The 24,719-nt window shown below is 69.4% G+C and carries 25 protein-coding genes; 10 read left to right on the forward strand and 15 right to left on the reverse strand.

Going from position 1 to position 24,719, the window contains the following annotated elements; genetic code table 11:
* Window positions 1–160 precede the first annotated feature (160 nt).
* Complete coding sequence (locus tag FMP39_RS20145; RefSeq protein ID WP_141591953.1) at window positions 161–670, forward strand: J domain-containing protein; 510 nt, start codon at window positions 161–163, stop codon at window positions 668–670.
* On the opposite strand, the gene FMP39_RS20150 is transcribed toward FMP39_RS20145, so the two are convergent.
* Both FMP39_RS20150 and FMP39_RS20155 read right to left on the reverse strand, forming a co-directional pair.
* Window positions 604–1,596 carry a stage II sporulation protein M gene (locus FMP39_RS20150; RefSeq protein ID WP_141591954.1) on the reverse strand — a complete coding sequence of 331 codons (993 nt, stop codon included), beginning with the start codon at window positions 1,594–1,596 and terminating at the stop codon, window positions 604–606. The genes FMP39_RS20145 and FMP39_RS20150 overlap by 67 nt on opposite strands.
* A gap of 1 nt (window position 1,597) precedes the next feature.
* Window positions 1,598–2,362 carry an RDD family protein gene (locus FMP39_RS20155; protein ID WP_194858487.1) on the reverse strand — a complete coding sequence of 255 codons (765 nt, stop codon included), beginning with the start codon at window positions 2,360–2,362 and terminating at the stop codon, window positions 1,598–1,600.
* A gap of 526 nt (window positions 2,363–2,888) precedes the next feature.
* Between FMP39_RS20155 and FMP39_RS20160 the strand changes: the two genes are divergently transcribed.
* Window positions 2,889–3,578: a response regulator transcription factor gene (locus FMP39_RS20160; RefSeq protein ID WP_011553167.1), complete on the forward strand. Its 690-nt coding sequence runs from the start codon at window positions 2,889–2,891 to the stop codon at window positions 3,576–3,578.
* 93 nt (window positions 3,579–3,671) lie between these two features.
* Here FMP39_RS20160 and FMP39_RS20165 read toward each other — a convergent pair whose 3' ends face one another.
* Window positions 3,672–3,887 (reverse strand): MbtH family protein, encoded by a 216-nt coding sequence (locus tag FMP39_RS20165; protein WP_013939684.1) that lies wholly within the window; start codon window positions 3,885–3,887, stop codon window positions 3,672–3,674.
* Between the two features lie 111 nt (window positions 3,888–3,998).
* On the opposite strand from FMP39_RS20165, the gene FMP39_RS20170 reads away from it, so the two are divergent.
* A complete protein-coding gene (locus FMP39_RS20170; protein ID WP_141591956.1) occupies window positions 3,999–5,003 on the forward strand; it encodes a DUF4105 domain-containing protein in 1,005 nt (334 codons plus the stop codon).
* 13 nt (window positions 5,004–5,016) lie between these two features.
* Here FMP39_RS20170 and FMP39_RS20175 read toward each other — a convergent pair whose 3' ends face one another.
* The 3 genes from FMP39_RS20175 to FMP39_RS20185 all read right to left on the reverse strand — a co-directional run bounded on the left by FMP39_RS20175 (window position 5,017) and on the right by FMP39_RS20185 (window position 8,257).
* Window positions 5,017–5,736 carry a hypothetical protein gene (locus tag FMP39_RS20175; protein WP_141591957.1) on the reverse strand — a complete coding sequence of 240 codons (720 nt, stop codon included), beginning with the start codon at window positions 5,734–5,736 and terminating at the stop codon, window positions 5,017–5,019.
* An 89-nt stretch (window positions 5,737–5,825) separates the two neighbouring features.
* Window positions 5,826–6,782, reverse strand: coding sequence for a ketopantoate reductase family protein (locus FMP39_RS20180; protein ID WP_141591958.1), 957 nt, complete (start codon window positions 6,780–6,782; stop codon window positions 5,826–5,828).
* Between the two features lie 152 nt (window positions 6,783–6,934).
* Window positions 6,935–8,257, reverse strand: a complete 1,323-nt coding sequence (locus tag FMP39_RS20185) for a styrene monooxygenase/indole monooxygenase family protein (protein ID WP_141591959.1) — start codon at window positions 8,255–8,257, stop codon at window positions 6,935–6,937.
* A gap of 212 nt (window positions 8,258–8,469) precedes the next feature.
* Here FMP39_RS20185 and FMP39_RS20190 point away from each other — a divergent pair, with 212 nt between their 5' ends.
* The gene (locus tag FMP39_RS20190) at window positions 8,470–9,462 is read left to right on the forward strand and encodes a hypothetical protein (protein ID WP_228558154.1); all 993 of its coding nucleotides are present in this window, start codon (window positions 8,470–8,472) and stop codon (window positions 9,460–9,462) included.
* A 10-nt stretch (window positions 9,463–9,472) separates the two neighbouring features.
* Here FMP39_RS20190 and FMP39_RS20195 read toward each other — a convergent pair whose 3' ends face one another.
* On the reverse strand, window positions 9,473–10,564 hold the full coding sequence (locus FMP39_RS20195; protein WP_141592004.1) for a D-TA family PLP-dependent enzyme: 1,092 nt from the start codon (window positions 10,562–10,564) through the stop codon (window positions 9,473–9,475).
* Window positions 10,565–10,699: 135 nt separating this feature from the next.
* Between FMP39_RS20195 and FMP39_RS20200 the strand changes: the two genes are divergently transcribed.
* On the forward strand, window positions 10,700–11,806 hold the full coding sequence (locus FMP39_RS20200; protein WP_141591960.1) for a winged helix DNA-binding domain-containing protein: 1,107 nt from the start codon (window positions 10,700–10,702) through the stop codon (window positions 11,804–11,806).
* Window positions 11,807–11,927: 121 nt separating this feature from the next.
* On the opposite strand, the gene FMP39_RS20205 is transcribed toward FMP39_RS20200, so the two are convergent.
* The 3 genes from FMP39_RS20205 to FMP39_RS38685 form a co-directional block, all read right to left on the reverse strand.
* Window positions 11,928–12,305, reverse strand: a complete 378-nt coding sequence (locus FMP39_RS20205) for an ArsC/Spx/MgsR family protein (RefSeq protein ID WP_141591961.1) — start codon at window positions 12,303–12,305, stop codon at window positions 11,928–11,930.
* A 125-nt stretch (window positions 12,306–12,430) separates the two neighbouring features.
* Window positions 12,431–13,117 (reverse strand): hypothetical protein, encoded by a 687-nt coding sequence (locus FMP39_RS20210; protein WP_141591962.1) that lies wholly within the window; start codon window positions 13,115–13,117, stop codon window positions 12,431–12,433.
* Entirely contained in the window at window positions 13,114–13,347 is a 234-nt protein-coding gene (locus FMP39_RS38685; RefSeq protein WP_194858488.1) for a PAN domain-containing protein, read from the reverse strand. Before FMP39_RS38685 ends, FMP39_RS20210 begins: the two co-directional genes overlap by 4 nt.
* A 371-nt stretch (window positions 13,348–13,718) precedes the next feature.
* Here FMP39_RS38685 and FMP39_RS20220 point away from each other — a divergent pair, with 371 nt between their 5' ends.
* The gene (locus tag FMP39_RS20220; RefSeq protein ID WP_228558155.1) at window positions 13,719–14,327 is read left to right on the forward strand and encodes a hypothetical protein; all 609 of its coding nucleotides are present in this window, start codon (window positions 13,719–13,721) and stop codon (window positions 14,325–14,327) included.
* A 291-nt stretch (window positions 14,328–14,618) separates the two neighbouring features.
* The gene (locus tag FMP39_RS20225; RefSeq protein ID WP_228558156.1) at window positions 14,619–14,981 is read left to right on the forward strand and encodes a hypothetical protein; all 363 of its coding nucleotides are present in this window, start codon (window positions 14,619–14,621) and stop codon (window positions 14,979–14,981) included.
* A gap of 69 nt (window positions 14,982–15,050) precedes the next feature.
* On the opposite strand, the gene FMP39_RS20230 is transcribed toward FMP39_RS20225, so the two are convergent.
* Both FMP39_RS20230 and dacB read right to left on the reverse strand, forming a co-directional pair.
* Window positions 15,051–17,258 carry a prolyl oligopeptidase family protein gene (locus FMP39_RS20230; protein WP_141591964.1) on the reverse strand — a complete coding sequence of 736 codons (2,208 nt, stop codon included), beginning with the start codon at window positions 17,256–17,258 and terminating at the stop codon, window positions 15,051–15,053.
* 153 nt (window positions 17,259–17,411) lie between these two features.
* A complete protein-coding gene (gene dacB, locus FMP39_RS20235) occupies window positions 17,412–18,896 on the reverse strand; it encodes a D-alanyl-D-alanine carboxypeptidase/D-alanyl-D-alanine-endopeptidase (RefSeq protein ID WP_141591965.1) in 1,485 nt (494 codons plus the stop codon).
* Between the two features lie 149 nt (window positions 18,897–19,045).
* Here dacB and rdgC point away from each other — a divergent pair, with 149 nt between their 5' ends.
* Together rdgC and FMP39_RS20245 are read left to right on the forward strand one after the other, a co-directional pair.
* Window positions 19,046–19,693, forward strand: a complete 648-nt coding sequence (gene rdgC / locus FMP39_RS20240) for a recombination-associated protein RdgC (RefSeq protein ID WP_141591966.1) — start codon at window positions 19,046–19,048, stop codon at window positions 19,691–19,693.
* Window positions 19,680–20,369: a hypothetical protein gene (locus FMP39_RS20245; protein ID WP_011553182.1), complete on the forward strand. Its 690-nt coding sequence runs from the start codon at window positions 19,680–19,682 to the stop codon at window positions 20,367–20,369. Before rdgC ends, FMP39_RS20245 begins: the two co-directional genes overlap by 14 nt.
* Window positions 20,370–20,378: 9 nt before the next feature.
* On the opposite strand, the gene FMP39_RS20250 is transcribed toward FMP39_RS20245, so the two are convergent.
* Window positions 20,379–21,083: a TVP38/TMEM64 family protein gene (locus FMP39_RS20250; protein WP_141591967.1), complete on the reverse strand. Its 705-nt coding sequence runs from the start codon at window positions 21,081–21,083 to the stop codon at window positions 20,379–20,381.
* Complete coding sequence (locus FMP39_RS20255) at window positions 21,076–21,501, reverse strand: GAF domain-containing protein (protein WP_043612819.1); 426 nt, start codon at window positions 21,499–21,501, stop codon at window positions 21,076–21,078. Before FMP39_RS20255 ends, FMP39_RS20250 begins: the two co-directional genes overlap by 8 nt.
* A 181-nt stretch (window positions 21,502–21,682) precedes the next feature.
* Here FMP39_RS20255 and FMP39_RS20260 point away from each other — a divergent pair, with 181 nt between their 5' ends.
* Window positions 21,683–23,884, forward strand: coding sequence for an ATP-binding protein (locus FMP39_RS20260; RefSeq protein WP_141591968.1), 2,202 nt, complete (start codon window positions 21,683–21,685; stop codon window positions 23,882–23,884).
* Here FMP39_RS20260 and FMP39_RS20265 read toward each other — a convergent pair.
* Window positions 23,872–24,279: a hypothetical protein gene (locus tag FMP39_RS20265; protein WP_141591969.1), complete on the reverse strand. Its 408-nt coding sequence runs from the start codon at window positions 24,277–24,279 to the stop codon at window positions 23,872–23,874. The two genes, FMP39_RS20260 and FMP39_RS20265, sit on opposite strands and share 13 nt — an antisense overlap.
* Between the last annotated feature and the right edge of the window lie 440 nt (window positions 24,280–24,719).

Below are 24,719 nucleotides of genomic sequence, written 5' to 3' on the forward strand. Positions count from 1 at the left end.
AGGCTTGGGCACGGGGGGCGGTGGCAAGGAGCAGGCCAGCGAGAAGCAGGGGACGCATGGTGGCCCTTCTAACCCGGGGCGGAGAGATTTTCTTGACGCGATCTCCCATCGTGGGACCTTCCCCGCGCTACAGGCGTGTTGCAAACGGGAGCAAGGTTCGATGAACGCGGCGGCAGCGAACTGGCAGACACTGGAAAACGTCGATGTGGAGTGCACCCACTGCGGCATCCGGATGACCCAGCAACCGGGGACCCGGGTTCGCTACTTCCGGTGTTCCGGGTGTCACCGCTGGGTGTCCAGCGTGTACTCCGACGTCTTCCGGGCGGACGCGAAGGTGCGCACGCACCCGGTGAAGGACACCGGCGCCCAGGACGAGCAGTTCATCGAGGTCAAGGACCGGCTGGACCGGTGGCTGTCCGCGCTGGAAGAGCAGGACCCCTACCGGCTGCTGGGTGTCTCGCCGCTGGACTCGGCCGAAACCGTCCGCGCGCGCTACCACGCGCTGGCCATGGAGCAGCACCCGGACCGCGGCGGCTCCGCGGAGAAGATGCGCGAGCTGAACGCGGCCTATGAGCGCATCCTCCGGCACCGCCAGCGCAAGCGTCAGGAGGCGCTGTCGGCCGGGGCGCCCGTGGCCTCCGCCTCCGTCCTGCCCGCGCGCAGCAGGTAGGCCCAGAAGAGCGCCCCCAGGACCAGGCCCAGCCCCGCCTTCAGCCAGGTGGGGAACATGTCCCCTGGGGAGACGTAGCCCTCCACCACGCCGATGAGGGCGAGGAAGGGCGCGCAGCCCAGCACCAGCTTCACCGCTTCCCGCCCGCGCACCGCCAGCGCCTGTCCCCGGGGCAGCTCCCCCGGGTCGATGAGCGCCTGGCCCACCATCAGTCCCGCCCCGCCGGCGATGACCAGGATGGACAGCTCCACCGGGCCGTGCGCGGCGATGAAGTCCAGCAATCCCCCCAGCATGCCCTCGCGGGCGCACAGCGCGCTGATGGCGCCGATATGCACCCCGTTGTTCACCAGCAGGAACAGCGTGCCCAGGCCGCCGGTGAGGCCCAGGGCGAAGGTGACAATGGTGACGGTGAGGTTGTTGGTGGCGATGCCGGACGCCACCGAATTGGGCGGCGCCACCGACAGGATGTCATCCGTCCACATGCGGCCCTGCGCCACGTAGTGGCGCACGCCGGAGGGCACCAGCAGCTCGGCGCCCCGGGGCTCCCACAGCACCACCAGGGCGCCCAGCAGGACGCCCAGGATGAACAGCACGGCGCTGGCGCCCACGAAGCCACGCTCGCGGCGCAAGGTGGCGGGGAACTCGCGGCGGAAGAAGTCCCGCACCGCGGGCCAGCGCTCGCGCGGCGGCTGGTAGATGGACGCGTAGGCCTGGCCACAGAGCTGGTTGAGGAAACGGTGGACATCCGTGCCGGCGTAGAAGGTCTGCGCGTGCGCCAGGTCGGCGGACGCGCGGCGGTACAGCGTGTCCAGCGTGCGCAGCTCGCCCAGCTTCAGCGTGCCGGAGCGCTGCTTCGCCAGCAGGGCCTGGAGCGCATCCCAGTCCGTGCGGCGTTGGGCCACGTAGGCGGGCAGGGGCGTGGCCATCTCAGCGCGCTCCCTGGACGCGGGCGCGCAGGAAGGCCTCGGTGCTCTCCGCGGACGCCAGCACCGCCGCGCGTGCTTCCGCGTCGTCAGGCCCCACGCGCTCCACCAGCCGCGCGCCCAGCCGCTGCCGCACCTCCGGCGCCAGTCCCGGCGCGCGCGAGAGGAAGGACAGCACCAGCTCCACGTCCTCCGGAGACAGGGGCCGCGCACCCGTGCCCTGTGGCAAGGGGACGGACGCGGACGGAGCGGCGGTGTACTTGTCCAGGTCGATGCGCTCCTCGCGCACCAGCAGCGTGCCGGCCAGCAGGTCTCCCAGGCGCCGGTGCTGGCGGGTGAGCAGCATGCTGACACAGGCGGCGGCGTAGAGCATGGGCAGGAAGTCCACCGCGCGGCAGAGGTTGCGCACCGCGCTCTCGTAGACACCCACGGGCGAGCCGTCCGTGCGCACCACCCGGATGCCCAGCACGCGCTTGCCCACCGTCTGGCCGTGGAAGAAGACCTCGCTCACCGTCCAGTACAGCCACTGCGTGGCGAAGACGCCCACCACCAGCAGCGTCTGCCCCACGCCCGACAGCGCCTGGAAGACGCCGAGCACGTCCGACACCAGCAACGTGAAGACGAAGTAGGCCACCAGCCAGAAGAAGAACAGCAGGCTCGCGTCCACCAGCCACGCGAGGCACCGGTAGCCGATGCCCGCGATGGGGAGCGTGAGCGCCACACGTTCGGGGGTGGCGACGTCGAGATGGGGAGTCGGAGCGGAGCGCATGCGGGGTCGGCAGCATACACGTCTGCCTTCCTCCCACGCCTCCATGTCGCACCCCCTTTTCTGCTTGGACTTGCGGGATTTTCAAGGCCCAGACGCATGTGTCACGGTTGACAGTCAGCGCCGTGCGGGAGGGGGCTTTCATCGACTTGTGGACGCCCGGGCGTGTCCGGCTCCGGACAGCGATGACGAACCAACGGATGAAACCCCTGTAACGGGCTCTGATTCATGCACACTGGACACTCCCATTGGGGCTGGTTCGCGTCTGCGCTTTCCCGGTGATAGGGTTTCTGCGTTGGACCATGAACCTGGGCCGAAGGAGGTGCGGCCCGCAGGGACGTCAGGAGTAGCTGAAAGTCGAAAACAGTCAGGAGTCGAGTCGTACATCGGTAGGCCGACTCCGGAGTGGCTCAGCGGACGCGCTCGTTCATCCCTGTCATGCAACCCACTGGCCCTGCTCGTACCGGAGCCGGCTGTGGTCAGTTGTCTGTTCATGCAGTTTTCGCCATGACGGCTGGGGGGCCTTCGCATGGCAACCAATCAAGCAGCGATTCGTGTATCGATTCTGGAAGGACCGTGGGCAGCCTGGCAGGGCCTGGCCGACGGGCTCCGTGGTGAAGGCGTGCAGGTCTCCTCGGTGACGAGGGATGTGCGCCTGTTCCTCGACAGCCTGGGGACGGACCCGCCGCAGGTCGCGGTCATGGATGTGGAGGGTGACAGCGAGGCGGCCGTGGGCTGCTCCGTCACGGAAGGCATCAACCTCCTGCGGGAGGCGCGCAAGCGCCGGCTGGAGGTGCGGATGCTGTTGCTCTCCGCGGTGAGCACGCCGGAAATCATCTCGCAGTGCTTCGACGAGGGTGCCTCCGGCTACCTGTTCCGCGCGGGGCTGGGCACGACGGCGGTGGCGTCCGCCATCAACTCCCTGGTCCGAGGCGAGCGGCTGTTCCCGGTGCAGCTCCTGAGGAACGACTTCGAACATCCACCGGTGACGTCACCCACCGCGAGCGTGCTGCTGGCGCTCACGCAGCGCGAGCGCGAGGTGCTGGCGTATGTCGCGGGCGGCGCGGACAACCTGAAGATTGCCGCGCACCTGCAAATCGCCGAGCGCACCGTGAAGTCCCACGTCACGCAGCTCTACCGGAAGCTGGGCGCGGAGAACCGCACGCAGCTGGCGCTGAGGGCGTGCCACCTGGGCGTCCGGCCGCCGCCGGACCTCTAGGCGTCGCTGTCGTTCCGTTCATGCAGCACGCCCCCCGGACCCTGGCGCCGTTGCCAGGGGTCGCGAGGGGCGTGCGCACGGACGGTGCCGTGACTACGACTTCAGCTCTTCCATCTTCTTGCGGAGGCTCAGCGGACGCATGTCCGTCCAGACCTCCTTGATGTACTCCAGGCACTCGGCCTTGAGGCCCTGCTTGCCTGCATCCTTCCAGCCGAGCGCGTTCTCGCGGTCGGCCGGCCAGATGGAGTACTGCTCCTCGTGGTTCACCACGACCTTGTAGACGGTCGTGTCCTCTCGCTCATCCGCCATTGATATCTCTCCTGGAACGGGGCGTATTCTGGCCACAATCCAGGAAAAGGGGTCAAGACACGGAAGGCGTGGGTGCGGTCGGCGTCTGAAGCCCGCATATACTCGCCGGCCATGCAAAGTGTCTTCCGCGTCATCACCGCGCTGCTCCTCGCGCTGGGCGTCACCTGGGCCGCGCTGGCCCTGGCGTTGATGGGGGCGGGCCCCGAGGGCGCGCACGGACTGCGGGCGTTGGGGGCCGGGCTGCTCGCGGTGGGCGCGGTGGTGGCCTGGCGGCGTCACTCACAAGGGGCGGCCCTGTCCGTCATTGGCGTCGGGTGTGTGGCCATCTGGGGGTGGACCCAGACGGTACGGCCCGCGACGCAGGCGGACTGGGCGCCGGACCTGGCGCGCTCCGCTCGGGCGGTGGTGGAGGGCCCCCGTGTGACGTTCCATGACGTGCGTGACTTCCGCTACCGCACCACGTCGGACTGGGATGCGTCGTGGTTCTCGGCCACGTACGACACGCGTGAGCTCACGGGCGCGTGGTTCATCGTGGAGCCCTTCTCCGGCGTCTGGGGCGCGGCCCACACCATGGTGAGCTTCGGCTTCGCGGATGGGCGCTACCTCGTCTTCTCCGTGGAGGTCCGCCGCGAGAAGGGGGAGACCTTCTCCGCGCTGGGCGGCCTGTTCCGCCAGTTCGAGCTCACCTACGTGGTGGGGGACGAGCGGGACCTGGTGCAACTGCGCTCCAACCACCGCAAGGATGACGTCTACCTCTACCCGGTGGATGCGTCGAAGGAGCGCATCGCCAGCTTCTTCCTCGACATGGTGGCGCGGATGAACGCGCTGCACGAGAAGCCGGAGTTCTACGACACGCTCACCAACAACTGCACCACCAACCTGGTGCGGCACCTGGAGAAGGTGAGTCAGAGTCGGGTGCCCTACGACCACCGCACCTTGCTGCCGGCGTTCTCGGACGCCCTGGCGTATGAGCTGGAGCTCATCGACCGGGACGCGCCGCTGGAGCAGGTGCGCCAGCGCTACCACATCAACGCGCGCGCGCAGGCGGCGGATGGGCGCCCGGACTTCTCACGGCGCATCCGCGAGCCACTGGCCACCGCCGACACCGCGCCGTGACACACAAGGCTCTTTACGGGGCGTGGCGCGCCTTCAGGTGCGTGTCGTAGTGCTGTTGCAGCGCGGCGAAGTAACCGCGCTCCTCCCAGAGCGCGGCGATGAGGCGCTCCGTCAAGGTCTTCACCTCGGCGCTCTCACCCGGCTCGGGCGTACGGGGGCCGAGGGCGTCGGAGCTGAAGAAGGCGCGAGTGGCCTCGGCCATGAGCAGGCGGCTTCCGGCGAAGAGGCGGCGCAGGGCCTGATTGACGGGGCGCGGGTCCAACTCCGCGCAGGCGGCGACGATGGCGTCGTGAAGCTTCCCGGGCAGCGGGCCCTCCATGTCCTCGGGCCTCAGGTCGCCACGGTCCAGGGCATGGTTGAGCAGGTAGCCGTGATGCAGCGCCGATGACGCCACGTCCACGCAGTCCTTCACCCACAAGACGAAGAAGATCTTGCGGAACAGCTTGCGCACCGGAAAGAGCGCCAGGCCCTTCATGTAGCTCATCAGTCGGCCGCCCGCCGTCCGGCCAACGTGTGAGCCGGCGAGGACCTCCACCGCCCGGGCCGGCCTGGGAAGGCGGTGTTCGGAGAGGATGGTGAGGACCATGCTCTCGCGGGCCTGCCGGAGCGCGTAGTCGTCCAGGAAGGGGACGGGGATGAGCGGCGTCAGGCCGGACACGACGGCGAGAAAGGCCACGCGGCCCAATACGGGGGGCAGCTCGTTCTCGGAAGGACGGGGCTTCGGCTCGGTCATATGACGTTCATATGCCCATCGGGCCCGGCGATTGCGCGGGCCCTGAAGGCGGGGAGGGTGTTGGCTGGCCTCCAGCCGGGCGCCGTGGCTCAGGCCTTTCGTTCCCCCTGGGCGTGGGGCAGCAGCAGGACATAGAGGGTGCTCATCACCGGCGTGGGGACGCCCCGCGCGCGGCCCCGGCGCACCACCGCGCCCTGGAGGTATTCGACCTCCAGCGGCTTGCCGTTCTCCAAGTCGCCCAGCATGGACGGGCGCATGTGGGCGGGCAGCCCGTCCATGTACTGCACCAGGGCGTCCGGCGTGCGCGTGGTGGTGATGCCCTCCGCGGCGGCGACGCTGAGCACCTCGGCGGCGGCCTGCCGGAACACCTCGCGGAAGGCTGGATTGTCCCGGAGGGCGCCCACGGGCAGCCGGGACGCGGTGCTGAACGCGGAGATGCAGGCGAGGAAGGACAGCTTGTCCCAGAGCGCTCCGCGCGCATCCGCTACGGCCTCCACGGTGACGCCCGCGCCGGCCAGCGCGTCCCGCAGGGACTGTGCCCGGTCGGAGATGCGCGAGGTGTCACCGAACACTTCTCCGAGCACGATGCGGTGGTTCGTTCCGGTCTGGGTGATGACGCCGGGCTCGCTGATGGCGGTGGAGATGTACGTGGTGCCACCCAGGACGGCGGCTTCGCCCACGGCGGCGGCCACTTCGGAGGGGATGTCCACGCCATTCTGCAAGGTGAGCACGAAGGGCGGCGTTTCGCCCGGCGCCGGTGCGCCTCGCGCGGAGAGCAACGTCTTCACCGCGGGGAGCACGGAAGCGACGTCGTAGTTCTTCACCGCGAGGACCACGACGTCCACGGGGCCGAAGCGCTGGACGTCATCGTCGGCCTTGACCGCGACGGTGAAGTCTCCTTCGGCGCCGCGGATGGTGAGCCCGTGTTCCTGCATGGCGCGCAGGTGCGCTCCGCGCGCGAGGAACGTCACGTCATGCCCGGCGCGGACCAGCTTCGCGCCGAAGAAACCACCGACGCCTCCAGAGCCCAAGATGGCGAATCGCATGGCGCGGAAGATAACCGCACGTCCCCAGCGGGGCAGGGTTGAATCACACGCTCACACTCTGTGCATCAGCGAGCGAGGCCGCTGTGTTGGAGCACAGTCGCACGACGAGGCGGCCTGCCTGCGCCGCCTTGCCGCGACGACTTCACGGGGCCTCAGCGGGTCAACGACACCGTGACCTTGGGCTCCTCGGGAGGCAGGTGCCACGCCAGGGGGCTGGGAGGCGGCGCGACCTCGCGGACCATGGGGCGGTGCCGCGCGATGAACGCCGCGGTGCTCTCCGGGCTGGCACATGCGGAAAGGATGAGCTCGGGTGTCACGAAGGCGGTGGCAACGGCATCCGCGACTCGCGCGTCCTTGCTGCCAGCGGCCAGCAAGTCAATCACGTGCGGAGGCGGCGGCTGGAGCAGGGCGTTGGTCCAGTGCGTCGCCGGCGCGGTGGCCGCCCACGAGCCCGCTTCGGCCTCCCGACAGAAGACCTCGTCGAAGGGACGGTTGTCCGCCAGCGCGGTGACGATGTGCTCCGCCAACGCGAAGGCGGAAGCGGACCCCGCGTTGGCCCCCTGGCCCGCGACGGGGTCGTTCGTCACGTGCGTGTCGCCCACTGCCAACGCGAAGCGGCCGTTGGAGAGGGGCGCCCAGCCCTGGCGCACCGTCGGCGTGAAGGAGCCCTGGAGGTAGTCCATGGGACCTCGCACGCCGAAGCTCGCTGGATCCACGCGCTCGTAGGTGGTGGGCGCGAAGCGCCGCAGGAAGTCCATCAGCATCGCCTCGAAGGCGCGCGGGTCTTCGTCGTAGCGCTGCGTGCTGAGCCGCGACAGCTCACTGCCGGGGAGCGCTTCGATGAGCACGCTGGGGACCCGGCCGTTCTCGGTGACGACCTGGGACTCGAAAATCTCGCCCTGGCCCGGAATCAGGTTGGCATTCATCCCAATGGGCTCCTGCATGCGCACGCCCTTGAGCAGCGCGGCGAAGAGCATGCGCGGCGGCTGCGTGTGCGGCGACAGCGCGGGCACGCGAGGGAAGAGGCGAGTCAGGCCATTGCGGCCGGTGGCGACCACCATCAGCGCGTGCTGCTGGGCCAGGCGCTCCAGCACGTCGAGGTCCACGGGAAGGACCTCCAGCTTGCCGCCGCGCGCGACGAAGTCCTCGGCGAGGCGCGGCTGGTACTGCCGGTAGTCCACGAAGATGGAGGGGGAATCCACGCGGCCCCGGAGGCTGAACGGGTGAGGGCCGCCGTTCACATGGATGCCGATATAGAACATGTCAGCGTTGGGGCCGCTCCAGTGGTCCACGCCCAGGATGCGCTCGCGCATGCGCGTGGGGGCATGGTGCGCCACCGTGTTGAGCAGACGGGAAACCCGTAGCTTGCTCGGCTCCTGCTCCGTGTAGATCGTCACGGGCACACCGTGGGACAGCAGCTTCAAACCCAGGTGAAGTCCCGCGGTGCCGGCGCCAACAATTGCAATGCGCTCCATATGACTTTCCTCCGTGCCCCGTGCCGTCATGGCTGTGTCGGGATGGACCCCCCAAGGGCCGGGGGCGTTCCTTAACACAACACAAACGGAGATCTTCAGACAGGACGTACTTGATAGCCGAGAAAAAGAGAGGCGCATTGCGTCATGCACTGATGGGCAGACGTGGACGTTGGGTTGGGAACAGCAGACGCAAGGCTTTACAGTGGGACGCAATGGCCCAGTTCCTCGACGTGGCGTTGAAGGTAGGAGACCTCACCGAGTTCACCGCGGACGCGGTGCTGTTCAAATACGCACAAAGTCTCTATGGCGCGACGGGCCAAGCGGCGCGGCGCCTGGAGCAGGCGGGCGTTCCCCTCGCGCAGCTCGAGCTCGCACCAGGCGCGACGCGTCTCGTGGAGACGCGGGGGGCGCTGACCGCGCCACGGGCGCTCTTCGTGGGCACCGTTCGCCTGGGGGAGTTCGGCTACCACGAGATTCGCCAGTTCGCGGTGCGCGCGCTGGCGGCCCTGGAGAACCACTCGGGCCTCGCGCATGTCGCGGGCACCGTTCATGGTCCCAACTACGGATTGGATGAAGACGAGGCCGTGCTCGCCTTCGTGGGCGGGCTCGTTGAAGCCTTCCAACGTGGCTCCGGGCCCCAATCCCTGACGCGCTTCACGGTAGTGGAGCGGAACGCGAGCCGGGCGCAAAGACTGGCGAAGGCCTTCACGCGCGGCTTGAGCGCAACGCCTGGTGTGGAGACGCTTCCGGAGGGTGGCTTTCGTGTGCGGAGAATGTCTGCCGTGACGCAGGCACCACCTTTGGCGACGGCGGGCACCGTGTCCATGGCAAAGCCTCACGCCTTCGTGGCCATGCCTTTCGCGCCCGAACTGGAGGACACCTATCACTACGGCATCCAGGGCCCGGTGAAGGCCGCGGGCATGTTGTGCGAGCGCGTGGACCAGGAGCTGTTCGACGGCCCCATCATCCAGCGCATCCGCGAGCGCATCGAGACGGCGAAGGTAGTGATTGCCGACCTGTCCCTGGCCAATCCGAACGTGTACCTGGAGGTCGGCTATGCGTGGGGGCGGGGCCGGCCCACGCTGCTGCTGGTGCGCGACGTGAAGGAGCTCCGCTTCGACGTCGCGTCCTATCGCTGCATCGTCTATCGCAACATTCGCGAGCTGGAGCAGTCGCTGACGAAGGAGCTCCAGCGCATGGACTGAGTTGCGCGCGTCACCAGCCGCGTGCGGTGATGGTGTGCGTGCCAGCCCAGGTACCCTGACGCAGCAGGTGCAACCGGTCGTGCAGGTTGACGGAGGCGCAGGCGTGGTTGGGCACCACGCGCACGCGGTCGCCCACGCGGGGCCGCCAGTCGGTGCGGGAGAGGTCCAGCAGGCCGTGCTCCTCGGACAGGCCGCGCACCAGGACGTCCGGCATGTCGAGCAGGGCGCCGTACCCGCCTGCGTCCGTGAAGCCTTCCTCCTTGGCCAGGGCCTTGGAACCCGCGTCGATGACGGCCTGTCCCGGTACCGTGGTGCTCACCACCGTGGCCAGCACGGAGTACGCGCATTCGTCCCACGCGCACGCGCCCACCGTCGCGGAGTTGCGGTCGTTGAAGATGTTGATGCCCGGGCGAATCTCCGTGAGCCCGGTGACCTCGTGCGAACGCCACAGCGTCGGCGTGGAGCCGCCGCTCACGGTTTCGGGCCGCAGTCCCGCGTTCGCAAGGGTGTCCACGTAGGTGGCCAGCCGCACGGATTGCTCACGCATCGCGGCGCCCAGCTCCGCCTGTGGCATACGCAGGTGTCCGGCGTAGAAGGTGATGCCCCGGTACTCCAGGCCACTGCTGGACGTCACTGCGCGGGCCAGTGCGACTGCGTCCTCGGGGGACTGAACTCCCACGCGCCGCATGCCCAGGTCCAGCTCCACCAACACGCCCACGGTGCGGCCTGCCCTCCGGGCCGCGCGGCTCAGCATCTCCAGCGCCTCGCCCGAGTCCAGGGCCACGGTGAGCCGGACATGTGGTGGTAGCGCCATGAGCCGGGCGAGCCTGTCGTCGCCAACGGGAGGATAGGCGAGCAGGATGTCGTCGCAGGCGGTGGCCATGACCTCCGGCTCGCGGACGGTGGCCACGGTGACGCCCTGGGCTCCGGCGGCGAGCTGGAGCGCGGCGAACTCCGGTGTCTTGTGCGTCTTCGTGTGGGGCCGCCACCGCAGGCCGTGCTGGCGGGTGTACAGGGCCACGCGCTTCAGGTTGGCGTCCACACGGTCCAGGTCCACGAGGGCGGCGGGGGTCGTCATCATGTCGAGCCGGTCCACATTCATGCCGTGCAATGTGGCACTCCGGTGTGCCGGGCTCCAGGAGTACCGGGCCTGTTCGCCCTTCGTTCGTGAAGTGCTACACCTCTGCGACTCGCGCGGCGCCACGACCCGCCAGGTGCACCCCGCGAGCGAGGCCACATGCCAGATTCCCCGTTGACCCTCAGGGCCCTCAATCGCGCGACCTTGGCGCGGCAGATGTTGCTGGCGCGTGAGCAGACGTCCGTGCTCGGCGCGGTGGAGAAGCTCCTGGCGCTTCAGGCCCAACAGGCAAAGCCGCCGTTCATCGGCCTGTGGTCGCGTGTCGCGGGCTTCGAGCGAGACGCGCTCCAGGTGCTGCTCCAGCGCAAGGAGGTGGTCCGCGCCACGCTGATGCGCGGCACGTTGCACCTGGCGAGCGCGGAGGACTACCGGCACCTGCGAGCCAGCTTCACACCGCTGCTCGAAGCCTCTGTGGCGTCGGTGCTGCGCGAGCGCGCGAAGGGGCTGGACGTCGCGCCGCTCGTCAAGGAGGCGCGCGCCTTCTTCGATGAAGCGCCGCGCACCTTCGAGGCGCTGCGCGACCACCTGGTGGCCCGGCATCCCCAGAACGACGAACGCGCCATGGGCTTCGCGGTGCGGATGTTCCTACCCCTCATCCAGGTCCCCACGGAGACGGAGTGGGGCTACCCCGGCACCACGGACTTCGCGGTCGCGGAGTCCTGGCTGGGCGCACGGCTGCGCGCCGAAGCGGACCTTCCCACGCTGGTGCAGCGCTACCTCGCGGCCTTCGGTCCCGCATCGGTGACGGATGCCCAGACCTGGTCCGGCCTCAAGGGCCTGAAGTCCACCTTCGAGGCGCTGCGGCCTTCGCTGCGCACGTTCCGGGACGAGAAGGGGCGGGAGCTGTTCGACCTGCCCAAGGCACCCCGGCCGGACGAGGACACGGCCGCACCCGCGCGCTTCCTCCCGGAGTTCGACAGCCTGGTGCTCGGCCATGAGGACCGGGCCCGGCTGGTGGATGACGCGTACCGCTCCAAGCTCATCACCAAGAATCTGCGAGTCCCCGCCACCTTCCTCGTGGACGGCTTCATCGCCGGGACGTGGACGGTGGAGCGCAAGCGCGCGGCGGCTACGCTCGTCGTCGAGCCCTTTGCGCCCATCAAGAAGAAGGACCGTGACGCCCTGGTGAAGGAGGGCGAGGCGCTCCTGCGTTTCATGGAGCCCGAAGCCCGCACGTTCGAGGTCCGCGGGCACGGCCCGTCGTAGGTGCCCGACTTGGAGCCCACCGGCGCCTTCACGCGCTCGTGGTACAGCTCGCCATCGGGCCACTTGAACATGATGTCCGCCCCCGGAAGCGGACGAAGCTCACTCGGCCTGAAGCCCCCGCTCAGGTGCCCGAGCCGCGCTCCGCGGCTAACACTCTCTCCAGCGCCTCCGGGCTCCGCCCCACCACCGTCGTCCCGTCGCTGGCGGTAACGATGGGCCGCTGAATCAGCTCTGGGTGCTGGACCATGGCTGCAATCCAGTCGGCACGGTGTGTCGCGTCTCTGGGCAGCATCTCCAGCGCGGCCTCGGTCGCCGCGGCCTCACCCATGCGCACCAGCTCCCAGGGCTCCAGCCCGAGCCTCCCGAGTACGGCCTCCAGCTCCGCAGCGGTGGGGGGCGACTCCAAGTAGCGGCGGACGACGTAGGCTGTACCGGACGCATCCAGCGCGGCCATCGCGGCGCGGCACTTTGAACAGGCAGGGTTGATCCAGAGCTCCATCCGGCCAGTCTTGCACGCTGCGGAGCCGTCCGTCCGCACTCTTGCCGGGCTGTCGGTGCTGCGGCAGGCAGAAGCGAGGCGCGCCCCCGCTTCGCCTGCCCGTGGAGGTGCCCACGCGCCCCGTATCACCCCGCGGGCGGCGGGCCCACGCACTTGCCGCTGACCTTGTTCCCCCAGCCGGTGGTGCTCGCCTCTCCCTCGTAGGTGCTCCCATCCCCTCTCAGCTCGAGATGGACGGTGCCGGACGTGCCCTCACGACTGACCCAGGTCCCATCGAAGGCCTGCCCCGTGACCTTGCCGTTGATGGCGCCGGGCGATGTCGTTCCGGTATAGGTGCCACTGGCGTTCTCGCCAATCTGGACCAATTGCATGGTCCCGAAGATGTTGTCCGACCAGGTGCCGGAGAATCTCCAGCAGCCGGCAGGGGTGGGGGCCCCCGGCGTCGGGCCTCCCGGGGCAGAAGCGGGTGCACAGGCCGCCGCGACCGCCTCTTCAAAGGCGGCGAAATCGCGTCCGCCGATTGGCTGGCTCCAGTCGGGTGGCCGGATGGCCCGAACTCCCGGGCGGTTGACATATTGGTAGATGTAGAACTGGCCGCCGTTCTCACCCGAGCCATTGCAGTTGATGATGCTGACGACCGACTCCTCGACAATGAGTTTTCCCGTCTCATCGCGCGACTCGGGCTGGCGAAACTGCTGAATGACCTCGGCGGCATTCGCGCTTCCTCCGAAGAGGACCAGCGACGACAGCAAGGCCCGCACGCTGAGGAACTCCAGGTGGGGCCGCGCCGCTTTGGACTGATTCGAATTCATTCTCGGCTCTCCATTGGTGGTGCGGCGTCGATTGGCCGCACGCCGCCGGAGTTTGTGTACGTCGCGACTGCGATGGGAGGCACGGCGCGCTTGAGCTGGCAGCGGGACGCCGGGCCCTGTACTCCAGACCGCTGGTGGGGCCAGGCATGGCAGCGCGCGTCCTGCTGACACTCGGCCGCACACGCAGTGGCGTACTGCGTTGAGGCCTTGAGGAAGCGCTCGCCTGGCACGCAGGCTTCACCACGCGCTCTGGGGTGGACCCTGTGCCGGGGCCGGCTTCGCAGGCCATGAGGGCAATGCCAGGTGCTCCAGAATGGGGCGCCCCTTGGGATCCGTCAGGTATGCCAGCACCCTGCTGCGGCCTCCACACCGAGAGCAGGCGATGGCATCCAGCATGTCACGCCCGAACTGACCATCCTCTCGTTGGTGGTCGGCGTCGTCACCGTCGGGGCAGGCATCGTCCTCTGGGGGCCGGTGCAGCGACAATCCGCCCATCATGGGGGCTCCGCCGTCGCGGCGGTCTCGTGGTAGCTAACGATGAAACATCTGCGCAGGCGGAGGGCACGTCCGGCCCCTCGGCGCTAGACGTGGAGACATCTGAATGGCGTCGCAAGCCAGCCGCAAGAAAGTGCTGTTGCTGTCGCTGGTCTGGCTCGTAGCCCCCCTCGGCGGGGTGGCGTACATCTTCTTGAGCCCACTCCTGTGGCCGCCCGCGGAGCCGGGGAACATCCCGAGTCCGACGCTGGCGCGGCTGCTCAACGAGAGCATCGAGGATGCGATCTCCAAGATGAACCCCAGGAGCTCCCCGGGGCTCATCCTGGAAGCCGCGGCCAATACCCGGACGTTCCTGGGCGAGGTCTCCGAGGTGGTCGCCCGTTGCAGCATGGGCCCCCACGAGCCCAATCAAAAATACAACAGGCTGCAGTACCACCTGACCCGCGTCGATGGCGTTCGTTACAAGCCCATCTACACCGGCATTCCGTGCCGTCGCCCGCCCATCATCTTCCGCGCCGTCTTCAAGGACGGGCGGGTCGCCGAGGCCTTCACGGACGGGAGCGAGCGTCAGCACTCGGTGGATGACGTTCGCGGCATGGTGCGCGAATTCGGGAAGGGGGTGACCTGGTCTGACAGGGGCTACCACCCGCAGCGCTACTTCCCGCCTCGGCCCGCGCCTCCATCCCGGGCGGACGTCGAGAAGCAGTGGGAGTAGCCGCTCACCTGCCCATGACGGATGACTTGCCTCCGCGCTCGCCGACGTTGTAGGGCGAACACCGCGCGCAGGAAGACGGTGAGGACGTCCGACGAGAAGGCGACGAGCAGTTCGTCCTTACAACGCTCGCAGCGCACCCGCGCGAAGCCGTGTGCCAGCACTCCGCATTCCAGGAGTGGCGGGGACGCTACCGCTGGGACGTGGTCCGCACGCCTCTGCAGTGCGCCGTGCTTTTCCGCTTTTCCTCGGGCTAGGCTGCCCATGCAGCTTGCTCAGGAAAGGTGGTTTCGCATGCGTGGTTCACTGAAGCGGTTCGCGCTTCACGGTGCCGTGTTGCTGGCCGTCGCAGGGCTTACGGGCTGTGGCGTGGTGGACGAAGAAGGCGCGGCGTCCGACGGCGTGAGCGAAGAGGCGGCGCTCAATACGGGGTGCTGCACGGCGCTGACGGGGACGACCCAGGCCTTCTGTGACTCGATTCCCCAGACGCCGGGGCGCTGTAATGAAGTCAACCAGGGCAGCTCCTGCATCTGGACGTGCACGGGCTGCTGCCAGGCGCTTCCGGGGACGGCGCAGAGCTTCTGCGACTCGATTCCCCAGACGGAAGGGCGCTGCAACGAGGTGTGGGGCGGCACGGCCTGTACCTGGACCTGCTGATTCGCCGTGCAGCACCGCATCCACCGCCGCGCCAGCGTCCGGGCGGCGGTGGATGAAGGCCTCAAGCGGCTACTGCGGCTTGGGCGCCGCGACCTTCTTCGCCGGGGGCTGGTACTTCATGCCCAGGGCGTTGAACACGAACGAGTACACGTCCACTTCCTCCTCGATGCGCGCGTTCAGCGGCGTGCCGGCGCCGTGGCCCGTCTCCGCGTTGGCGCGCAGCAGGATGGGGTTCTTCGCCTTGGTGGCCTCCTGCATCCGGGCCACCATCTTCCGCGAGTGGAACGGGTCCACGCGCGGGTCGTTCGCGCCGGACGTGAAGAGCACGGAGGGGTAGGCCGTGCCGTCCTTCACGTTGTGGAGCGGCGAGTACGCGTGCAGCGCCTTGAACTGCTCCGGGTTCTTCACGGTACCGTACTCGGTGATGTTGAACTGGCCGTTGGGCGTCAGCTCCACTCGGAGCATGTCGTAGATGCCCACGCGCGCCACGACGGCGCCGTACATCTCCGGGTGCTGGGTGACGGCCGCGCCCATCAGGAGGCCGCCGTTGCTGCCACCCTGGATGGCCAGCTTCTTCGGCTGCGTGTACTTCTGGTCCACCAGCAGCTTCGCGACGGCGTAGAAGTCGTCGAAGACGTTCTGCTTGTTCGTGAGCGAGCCCTCGGCGTGCCACTTCTCACCGAACTCCGAGCCGCCGCGCAGGTTGGCCACCGCGAACACGCCGCCCTGTTCCAGCCAGAAACCGGCCAGCGTGTTGTAGCTCGGGCTGATGGAGATGTTGAAGCCGCCGTAGCCCGTCAGCAGCGCCGGGTTGTTGCCGTTGAGCTTGGTGCCCTTCTTCTTGAGGATGCTGACGGGGACCTTGGTGCCGTCCTTGGACGTGGCGAACGCGCGCACCACCTCCACGTCGCTCAGGTCCAGCGGCGACGTGCGGGCCAGCGCCGTCTTCTTCACCGTGTTGTCCTTCGCGGAGTACCGGTACCAGGCCATCGGCTGGGTGAAGCTGGTGTTGATGAAGAGCACGTCGTCATCGCCCTGGCTCACGAGCCCGCCCACGGAGGACACGGGCAGGGTGGGCACCATCCCCAGCGCCTTGCCCTTCAGGTCCACCATGCGCAGCTGCGAAGGCCCGCCGAGCTGCTCGCTCACGTAGAGCCGCGACTTCGTGGGGAAGAAGCCCTGGATGCTGGCCTCGCCCTCCGGCACCACCACCGTGGCCTTGTCCAGCGTGGGCGTGGCCAGCGGCAGCCGCAGCACCTTGCCGCGCGGCGCGTCCTTGCGGCTGAGCAGGTACAGGGCGCCGTCGTGGCCGAAGCGCGCGCGGATGACCTTGTCCTCGAACTTCGACACCTGCGACCACTTCCCGGCGGCGTCGCGCAGGTACACCATGTACTCGCCGCCGTCGCCGTTGGCCACGACGGCGGAGATGTGCTGGCCGTCGTGAGACGTGTCCAGCTCCGTCATCGCGATGCGCGGGAAGTCCTTGCCCAGCACATACGTATCCTTCTCCGTGGGCGTGCCGAGCTGGTGGAAGTAGACCTGCTGGAAGAAGTCACGGTCCACCTCGGGACGCTCATCGCCGCGCGGGTAGCGCGTGTAGAAGTAGCCCTTGCCGTCCGCGGTCCACGTCAGGCTGCCACCCGCGGTGCCACCATTCACGCGGGGCACGGTCTCATTCGGCAGCGGCTTGCCGGTGGCCACGTCATAGACGGTGACGTCGCCGCTCTCGGTGCCGTTCTTCGACATCGACACGGCGATCTTCTTGCCGTCCAGCGTGGGGACGTACCAGTCGATGGTGGTGTGGCCCGAGGGGTCCACCACCATGGGGTCCACCAGCACGCGCTCCTTGGACGTGTCATCCACCGAGCCGAGCACGACCAGGAAGGCTTGCTGCTTGGGCGGCTGGGCCTTCATGGCGAACAACGTGCCGCCGGCCTCGTGCAGCCCGCCGTAGCCAGGGGACTTCCAGCTCAGCAGCTCGGAGACGCGCTGGCGGATGGCCTCGCGTCCGGGCAGCTTGTCCAGGAGGGCGCGGGTGTACGCGTTCTGCGCGTCGTTCCACTGCTTCACCTGCGCGTCGGACGAGTCCTCCAGCCACTGGTACGGGTCCTTCACCGCCGTGCCGTGGTAGGTGTCCACCGTCGCCTTCTTCGGCGACGCGGGCGCCTTGGTGGCGGCCTTGCGGGACGCCGTCGCGGCCGGCGCGGGGGCGGGGGCGGCTGGCGCAGCCAGCGGCAGGGTCAGCACCGCCGCCGTCAATGCGGTTTTCAGCTTCACGGTTCACCTCGGGGTTGGGAAACGCGCACGCAGCCTGCCACGTCCCTTGGGACGGGAAACGGCTTCGTTGCGTTGGGAATGCCACTGTGCGCCGGGTGTTCGCCCGCGCCTCCGCCGTGCAACCGTTGGGAATGAGACGGTGCGTCCTGGCCGTCAGCGCAGCGGCAGTGTGACCAGCCCCGCGGCGAACCGGTCGAACGCCTCATTGGCGGGCAGGGCGGTACCGTCGTCCATGTTCCCCAGCATCAGCGCGAAGACGACGCGTGGGTGCCGCGCGTCTCCCGGCCGGTCCACCACCCCCACGAAGCACCGCTGACCGGACAGCGTGCCCGTCTTCGCGCGGATGTGGCCCGCGGTGTCGGCGGTGACGGGGCGGGCCGCGAGCGTGCCGTCCAGGCCGGCCACGGGCAGGCTGTCCAGCAGCGCGGTGCCGTAGGCTTCACGCAGGCTGGTGAAGATGACGCGCACCAGTCCCCGCGCGGTGGCCAGGTTGTACCGGGACAGGCCACTGCCATCCACCGGGCGCAAGTCACGCGAGGGGATGCCTCGGCGGGTCAGCTCCTCCGTCAGCGCGGTGCGCAGGGCGCCATAGCTCTCCGTGCCCGTGAGCTCGCGCGCGAAGCGCAGGCCCAGGCGCTCCGCGTACAGGTTGAGGGATTCCTTGTTCGTCACCTTCACCAGCTCAGACAGCGGCGGGCTGACCAGGGTGACCAGGGGCGCGGGCACGGCGGGTTGCAGCGGCGTGGGCGCCTCCAGCGTCACGGGCAGCCGGGGGATGCCGCGCGCGAGCAGGGCCGCCTCCACGCAGGCGGAGAAGAGCTGCTCGGGTTCGTCCACCGACAGCCTCACCGCGGCGGAGCGGGGGCAGGTGTCCGCGGTGGAGCGCCACAGGCAGCGCACGCCGGGGCCGCCGCGCTGGCGCACGCAGGCCAGGGAGGGGCGCTCCGCGTTCGTGTCCACGTCCACCACGGCCGTCAGCGTCGCGAAGGCGGGGGTCACCTGGATGGTGGGGGGCTGCGCGCAGTCCGCGCCCGCGGCCCGGGACAGCGCCACGTCCACCACGTTCTCCCGGAAGACGAAGGCCGTTGGCGCCGCGCTGTAGGCATAGGCGGCGTCATCCCAGGCCCAGCCGGGGCCGAAGGGGAACTCCGCCTCCTTCGCGCCGCGCACGCGCACCTGCCCGCGCCACTGGCGGATGCCGCGCGCCTGGAGGGCGTCCGCCACCTGCTCACACGCCAGCGCCGTCTCGGGGAAGCGCCACGAGCCCAGGGACGGGTCCCCCGTGGGGTCCACCACGATGTCGCCCAGGAAGAGCCCGCCATCCAGCGTTCCCTCCAGGGCCACCGGCGTCTGGAAGCGGAAGTCCGCGCCCAGCGCGGCGAGGACGGCCGCGGTGGAGACAACCTTGAGCGTGGAGGCGGGCAGGAGCCGGACGTGCTCGCGGTGGGTGAAGAGTGGCTCGCCCGTCTGTGCGTCCACCACGTAGGCGCTGGCCAGGGCGCCTTCGGCCTCCAGGGTGTCGAAGAGCGCGCGGGCCAGGGAGGGAAGGGTGTCGCCCTCGGGTCGTGTCTCGCGGAAGCAGCCGGAGAGTACGAGGGGGGCCACGAGCAGCAGCGAGACGGACAGGGCGCGGCGCATGTCGCCCGCCACGCTACCGCCGTGGGGCGGACCTGTCATTCGGCTGGGGACAGGCCGCCTGGAAAGGGAGCGCGGCCACGAGGAAGGCGCCGCCAGCCACATCGAGTGCCTTGACGGCACGGCGCGCGCACCCCATCCTGCCGCGCCCCATGCCTGTCCTTCGTGGTGCTGTCACGTTGTCGCGCTTCCGGGTCGAACCGGCGAAGGAAGCGCCTTCGGATGTCAAACGCTGGCTGACGCGCGGCCTCAAGGCGCACGCGTTCGAGCCCATCGACCGCCGCTCCGAAGAAGAGCGCGCCGTCGGCTTCGTGGAGCTGGAGAACGAGGAATCCAGCGAGTTCTCCGCCGGCCGCCTCTACTACGGCGAGTACGCCCTGTTCGCCTTCCGCATCGACACCATCAAGGTGCCGGCCGCGGCGCTCAAGGCGGAGCTGGCGAAGTGGGCCGCCGCCTTCGAGAAGGAGAATGGCCGCCCGCCCAGCCGCGGCGAGAAGACGCAGAGCCGCGGTGAAATCCGCCAGATGCTCCGCAACCGCGCCACGCCCCGCACGTCGACGGTGGACGTGAGCTGGAACCTGAAGACGCAGCAGGTGCAGATCTGGTCCGCCTCGCGCAAGGTGGTGGACGAAATCACCGTCGCGCTGGAGGGCGGGCTGAACGTGAAGTTCTTCGGCATGACGCCGTCGGCCATGGCGCAGACGGCGGGCATCGATGATTCCCTGCTGGGGCCCACCACGGAGCTGATTGGCATGGACCTGCCGGCGACGGCCGGGGAGGTGGCACATGGCGAGGCGTGACGAAGCGCGGGCCGAAGCGGCCTTCATGCGCGGTGATGTCGGCGTGGACGGCGGCGCCACCGAGGAGACGAAGGACGAGGCCGAAGTCGAAAAGGGCAAAGCGCAAGACCAGTTGCTGCGTGGCCGCGCCTACCTGGGCCGCGAGTTCCTCACGTGGCTCCTGTGGCGCACCGAGGCCGGCGGGCCGCTCGTCGAGGTGGAAGGTGAAGGCGTCAGCGTCCTCTTCATGGGCCGCGTGGTGCTGCGCGGCGTGTCTGGTGAGGTGACGGAGATGAGCGCCAAGGGCACCCTGGCGCCGTACTCCGAGCAGGTGAAGCACTCGCTGGACCGCGGGCTGCTGGTGGCCCAGGCCCGCCTGCGCTTCACCCAGGGCGAGAGGGAGTTCGAGGCCACGGTGGACTCCGAGTTCCTCGACATCCGCGCGGGCAAGCTGCCGGCGCTGATGAGCGAGGAGGAGGATGACCAGCTCTCCGAGCGGCTCCTCCTGATGGAGCAGCTGGCCGCCATGGTGGACGCGCTGGTGCAGGACTACCTGTCAGTGCGCGCCAGCAAGGGTTGGAGCAAGACGGTCGTCCCCGCGATGAAGGAGTGGATGCGCGGAGACGAGCAGGGCGCGGACGCGCTCGCCAAGGCGGCCCGCGCCCGGGGCCGTGACGCTCGCACGGCGCGGAGCTGAGCGGAGCGTCTAGCGTGTCGCGGGGTCCGGATGCGGCGGTGTCCTTCGCCGCATCCAGGCCAGCGCCAGGCCGGGCAGCAGCACCATGCCCGCGAAGAGCAGCAGGAACGACTCCAGCCGCGCGGCGCTGGCGCCCAGCGCGGCATAGGTCACCGACACGCCCAGGTTGGCCAGGGCGCTCACGGTGAGGAACGTCTGGGGGCGCATGCGGCTGGTTCCCGCGAAGAGCACGGACGTCTCCGCCAGCACCGGCACCGCGCGGAAGGCGAGCAGGAACCAGGGCCCCATCCGTTCGGCGGCGCGGGTCAGCCGGCCCAGCTCGGCGTCACCCGCCATGCGCCGCAGCGCCGCCGTTCCGGCCCGCGCGCCCAGGCCATAGCCCACCACACAGCCCGCCATCATCCCCAGCCAGGACGTCGCCGCGCCGACCCAGAAGCCCAGCAGGCCCCCTGCGGCGGTGCCCACCAGGCTGGAGGGCACCGGCAGCACGGCATCACCGGCCAGCAGTCCCCCGAGCAGCAGCGCCACCTGCCAGGAGGGTGGCCGCGTGGCCAGGAAGTGTTCGGACGCCGCCTCCAGGCTGTCTCCGAACCAGGCGAAGGGCACCAGGATGGAGGCCAGCAGCAGCCCGCTGAAGGCCGCCCAGCCCATCACGGCGCGACCGGACAGCCGGCCTTCGCCCGCCGCCGTCAGGCTTGGCGTGGGCTCAGCCATCCGCGATGGGGAGCCGGGACGCGGCGGCCATCAGGGACGTCTCGCGCTCAGCGGCCAGCGAGCCTTCCTCGGTGAAGGCGATGCCCACCACCGCGCGCACACGGCCTGTCGCATCGAGCACCGGAATCGCCACCGCCGCGCGCGCGTCCACCGCCTTCGCGCCCGGCTTGATGTCGCTGGACGTGTCCTCCTTCAGGTTGCACGTCTGCACGGGTTGCTTGCGCACCTGGGCGAGCCCCGCCATTCCCTTGCCGTGTGGCACGTGCTGGACGGCCGCCATCAACGGCGGCGGGATGTTGAGGGCAGCCACGAGGAAGAGGTCGTCTCCCCGCTGAAGGTGGACGGTGCCCGCGGTGGCTCCGTGCTCGCTGGCGAACGACTCCAGCCACGACTGGTAGGACGCGCTCTTTTCGTTCATGGCGCGCAAAACTGTGCGCCCCGGCTTCGCCCGCAGTCAACGCGCCCGGGCCCCGAGTCGACGTTCGAACGCATCCTCCGCGAGACTGTTCAGCCCACGTCACTCCTGTGTACTGGAGGGCAACTCGTCCTCCCGCCCGTGCAGGATGAGGCGCGATGCTCCGCTGGAAGGACGCAGGTCGATGAAGCCGCGCTCGCTCCGCTTCTATCTCGGGTTGCTCGCGCTCGGCCTGCTGGTGCCGCTCGTGCTCTTCGCGGCGGGGGTGGTGAACCGCTTCGCGGCGTCGCAGCGCGAAGCCCGGGCCCAGGGCATGCGCGAGACGGCCCGCGCGCTGGCGCTCGTCGTGGAGCGCGAGCTGGGCCAGTCCATCCGGGCGCTGGAGGTGCTGTCGCATTCGGCCCCGCTGGTGCACGGCGACCTGAAGACCTTCCATTCCACCTGCCAGGCCGTGGTGGCGTCCCAGGAACAGTGGGGCTCGCTCTCCCTGCTGGATGTGGAGGGCCGGCCGATGTTCACCACGGACCAGCCCTTCGGAGCCGACCTGACGGCGCTCGTGGATGAGCGGCCCTACGTGCGTGAGGTCGTGAAGACGGGGCGCGTGGTCATCTCCGACTTTCCCTACCAGCGCTTCCAGGGGCCGCCCACCGTGGTGGTGGCGATGCCGGTGCGACGCCAGGGCGTGCTCACGGGCGTGCTGGTGGCGACGTATGCCATGCAGCACTTCGACAAGCTCTGGGATGAACAGCGCGTCCCGGGGAATTGGGTGGGCACGCTGGTGGACGAGGAGGGCGTCATCCTCTCGCGCAGCCGGGGCCGCGCCCGGTTCGTCGGAACGAAGGCCCGGCCCGAATACATCGCGAACATCCGCGCGAGCCGCGAGGGCTTCTTCGCGTCGCAGACGGTGGATGGGATGAAGTCGTTCGCGGCCTTCGCGCGTTTGCAGGTGGTGCCTTGGACGGTGTCGTTCGCGGGGCCTCGCGAGGTGTTCACCGCGTCGGTGAACCAGTCCCTGGCCGCGCTGCTCATCGCGGGGCTGGGGTGCTGTGTCATCGCCACCGCCTGGGCCGCCTGGGTGAGCCGCCGCATGACGCGTCCGCTCCGCGCCCTGGCCCGCGCGGCCCGGGAGCGCCCGGACTCGGCGGATGCCTTCACCAACGTAGGGCCCACGGGCATCACGGAACTGGAGGACCTGCGGGCGACGCTCGCGCTCACCGCGGCCATGGTGATGGAGCGCGAGGACGCGCTGCGGACGAAGATGACGGAGGCCGAGGCGGCCAACCTCGCCAAGGACCAGTTCCTGGCCATGCTGGGCCATGAGCTGCGCAACCCGCTGTCCGCCATCACCAGCGGCGTGAAGGTGCTGTCGGTGACGGAGGATGCCGCCAGTCGCGAGCGGGCGCGCGCCCTGGTGGAGCGGCAGGCCTTCCACCTGGCGCGGCTGGTGGATGACCTGCTCGATGTGGAGCGGGTGAGCAGTGGCCGCATCCAGCTCCAGAAGCAGACCATGGACTTGTCGGAGTGCGTGCGGCGCGCCGTCGCGGCGCTGGAGTCCTCCGGACGGACGCAGGCGCACCAGGTGGAGGTAGAGGCCCCGCGGACCTGGCTGGAGGGGGACGCGAGCCGCCTGGAGCAGGTCGTGACGAACCTCGTGTCCAACGCGCTCAAGTACACGCCGCCCGGCGGTCGCATCCGCGTGGTGACGCGAGAGGAGCCCGGCCACGTGGTGCTGGAGGTGTCCGACACCGGAGATGGCCTGTCACCGGAGCTCCAGGAGCGCGTGTTCGAGCTCTTCTTCCAGGCGGAGCGCACCCTGGACCGCGCGCAGGGAGGCCTGGGCATTGGCCTCACGCTGGTGAAGCGGTTGGTGGAGCTGCATGGCGGCTCCGTGTGCGCGCAGAGTGAGGGGCTGAAGAAGGGCAGCACCTTCACGGTGCGGCTGCCGCGCGGCCAGGTCGCACAGGCGCCTCGGCTTCAAGACGCTCCCATGGCGCCGGCCCCCGGACGCCACGTGTTGCTGGTGGATGACCACGCGGACAGCCGGCAGCTCGTCCGCGAGTTGCTCGAACTGGACGGGCACACCGTCAGCGAAGCGGAGGACGGTCCCTCGGGGCTGGCGCGGGCGCGCGAGCTGCGTCCCGAGGTCGTGCTGCTGGACATCGGCCTGCCCGGGCTCGACGGCTACGAGGTGGCCCGGGCGCTCCGCTCAACGGACGAGGGCCGCGAGGTGATGCTCATCGCCGTGACGGGCTACGGCCTGGAAGAGGACCGGCGCCGCGCGCTGGAAGCGGGCTTCGACGAGCACCTGGTGAAGCCGGTGGACTTCACGCGTCTGCGTGAGTTGCTGCTGCCGGGGAAACGAGCCGTGACGACTCACTCCACGTAGCCGGGACAGGTCTGGACCGCGGGCTGGCAGAGTTGCAACACGCGCGCTGGGGCCGTGAAGGTCTGCTCCCGGGCCTGGATGTAACAACCCGCGGGGTCTTCGTCGGGCGCGGCGAACTGACACAGTTGGACGGCCTGGCTTTGCGTGAGTGAGCCTTCGTCCTGGGCGCGCACGAAGCAGTCGGCGGGCGTGGATGACCGAGCGCCGCGGCAGAGCTGCGTGGCCAGTGCGTCGTCGAGTCCGCCGTCGGTCGCGCGCTGGTAGCAGGACACCTGGGGCACGACGCCCTGGGCGGCAGTTGCCGCTGGCACTCCCACGAGGCCGAGCACGGCGGTGAGCGCAGCGCCCGTGAACGGACGAAAGAATCGGGATGTCGTCCCACTGCCTGTCTTCATGAGGCCTCCTTACCGAGCAATCTAGGGGCTTCCGCGCGGTGAGGCCGGCCCACGCACGGTCGTCCGCCCCAGGACAGCGCGACAAGGGAAGGGGTCGTTCCGCCGTCTGCCTTTGTCGGCGGGACTGTCAGGTGACGCGCCGTGTCCGAGGGCAGACGTCCCTCGAACGATGCCCGGGCCCACTTCACGACGACTGCCACCCACGCGGTCCGGCATCCAGCAGAGTCCGCCTTGGATGTGAGGTCCCGTCCCTGGCATTCCGCCCCGTCGCGAACCACCACAGCATCGCCATGAAACAACGACGAACGTCTGTCCTGATGCTGCTGGGCGTGGTGGCGCTCGCTATGAGCTTGCTCGGCATTTCGCTCGCATGTCCTGGCGCTTCGGGTGACGGTTCCGGTCGCCCAGGGGACGAAGTTGAAATAACCGACCCCTCACCG

It is taken from the genome of Myxococcus sp. AB056 (genome assembly GCF_006547365.1).
Lineage (GTDB): Bacteria > Myxococcota > Myxococcia > Myxococcales > Myxococcaceae > Myxococcus > Myxococcus virescens.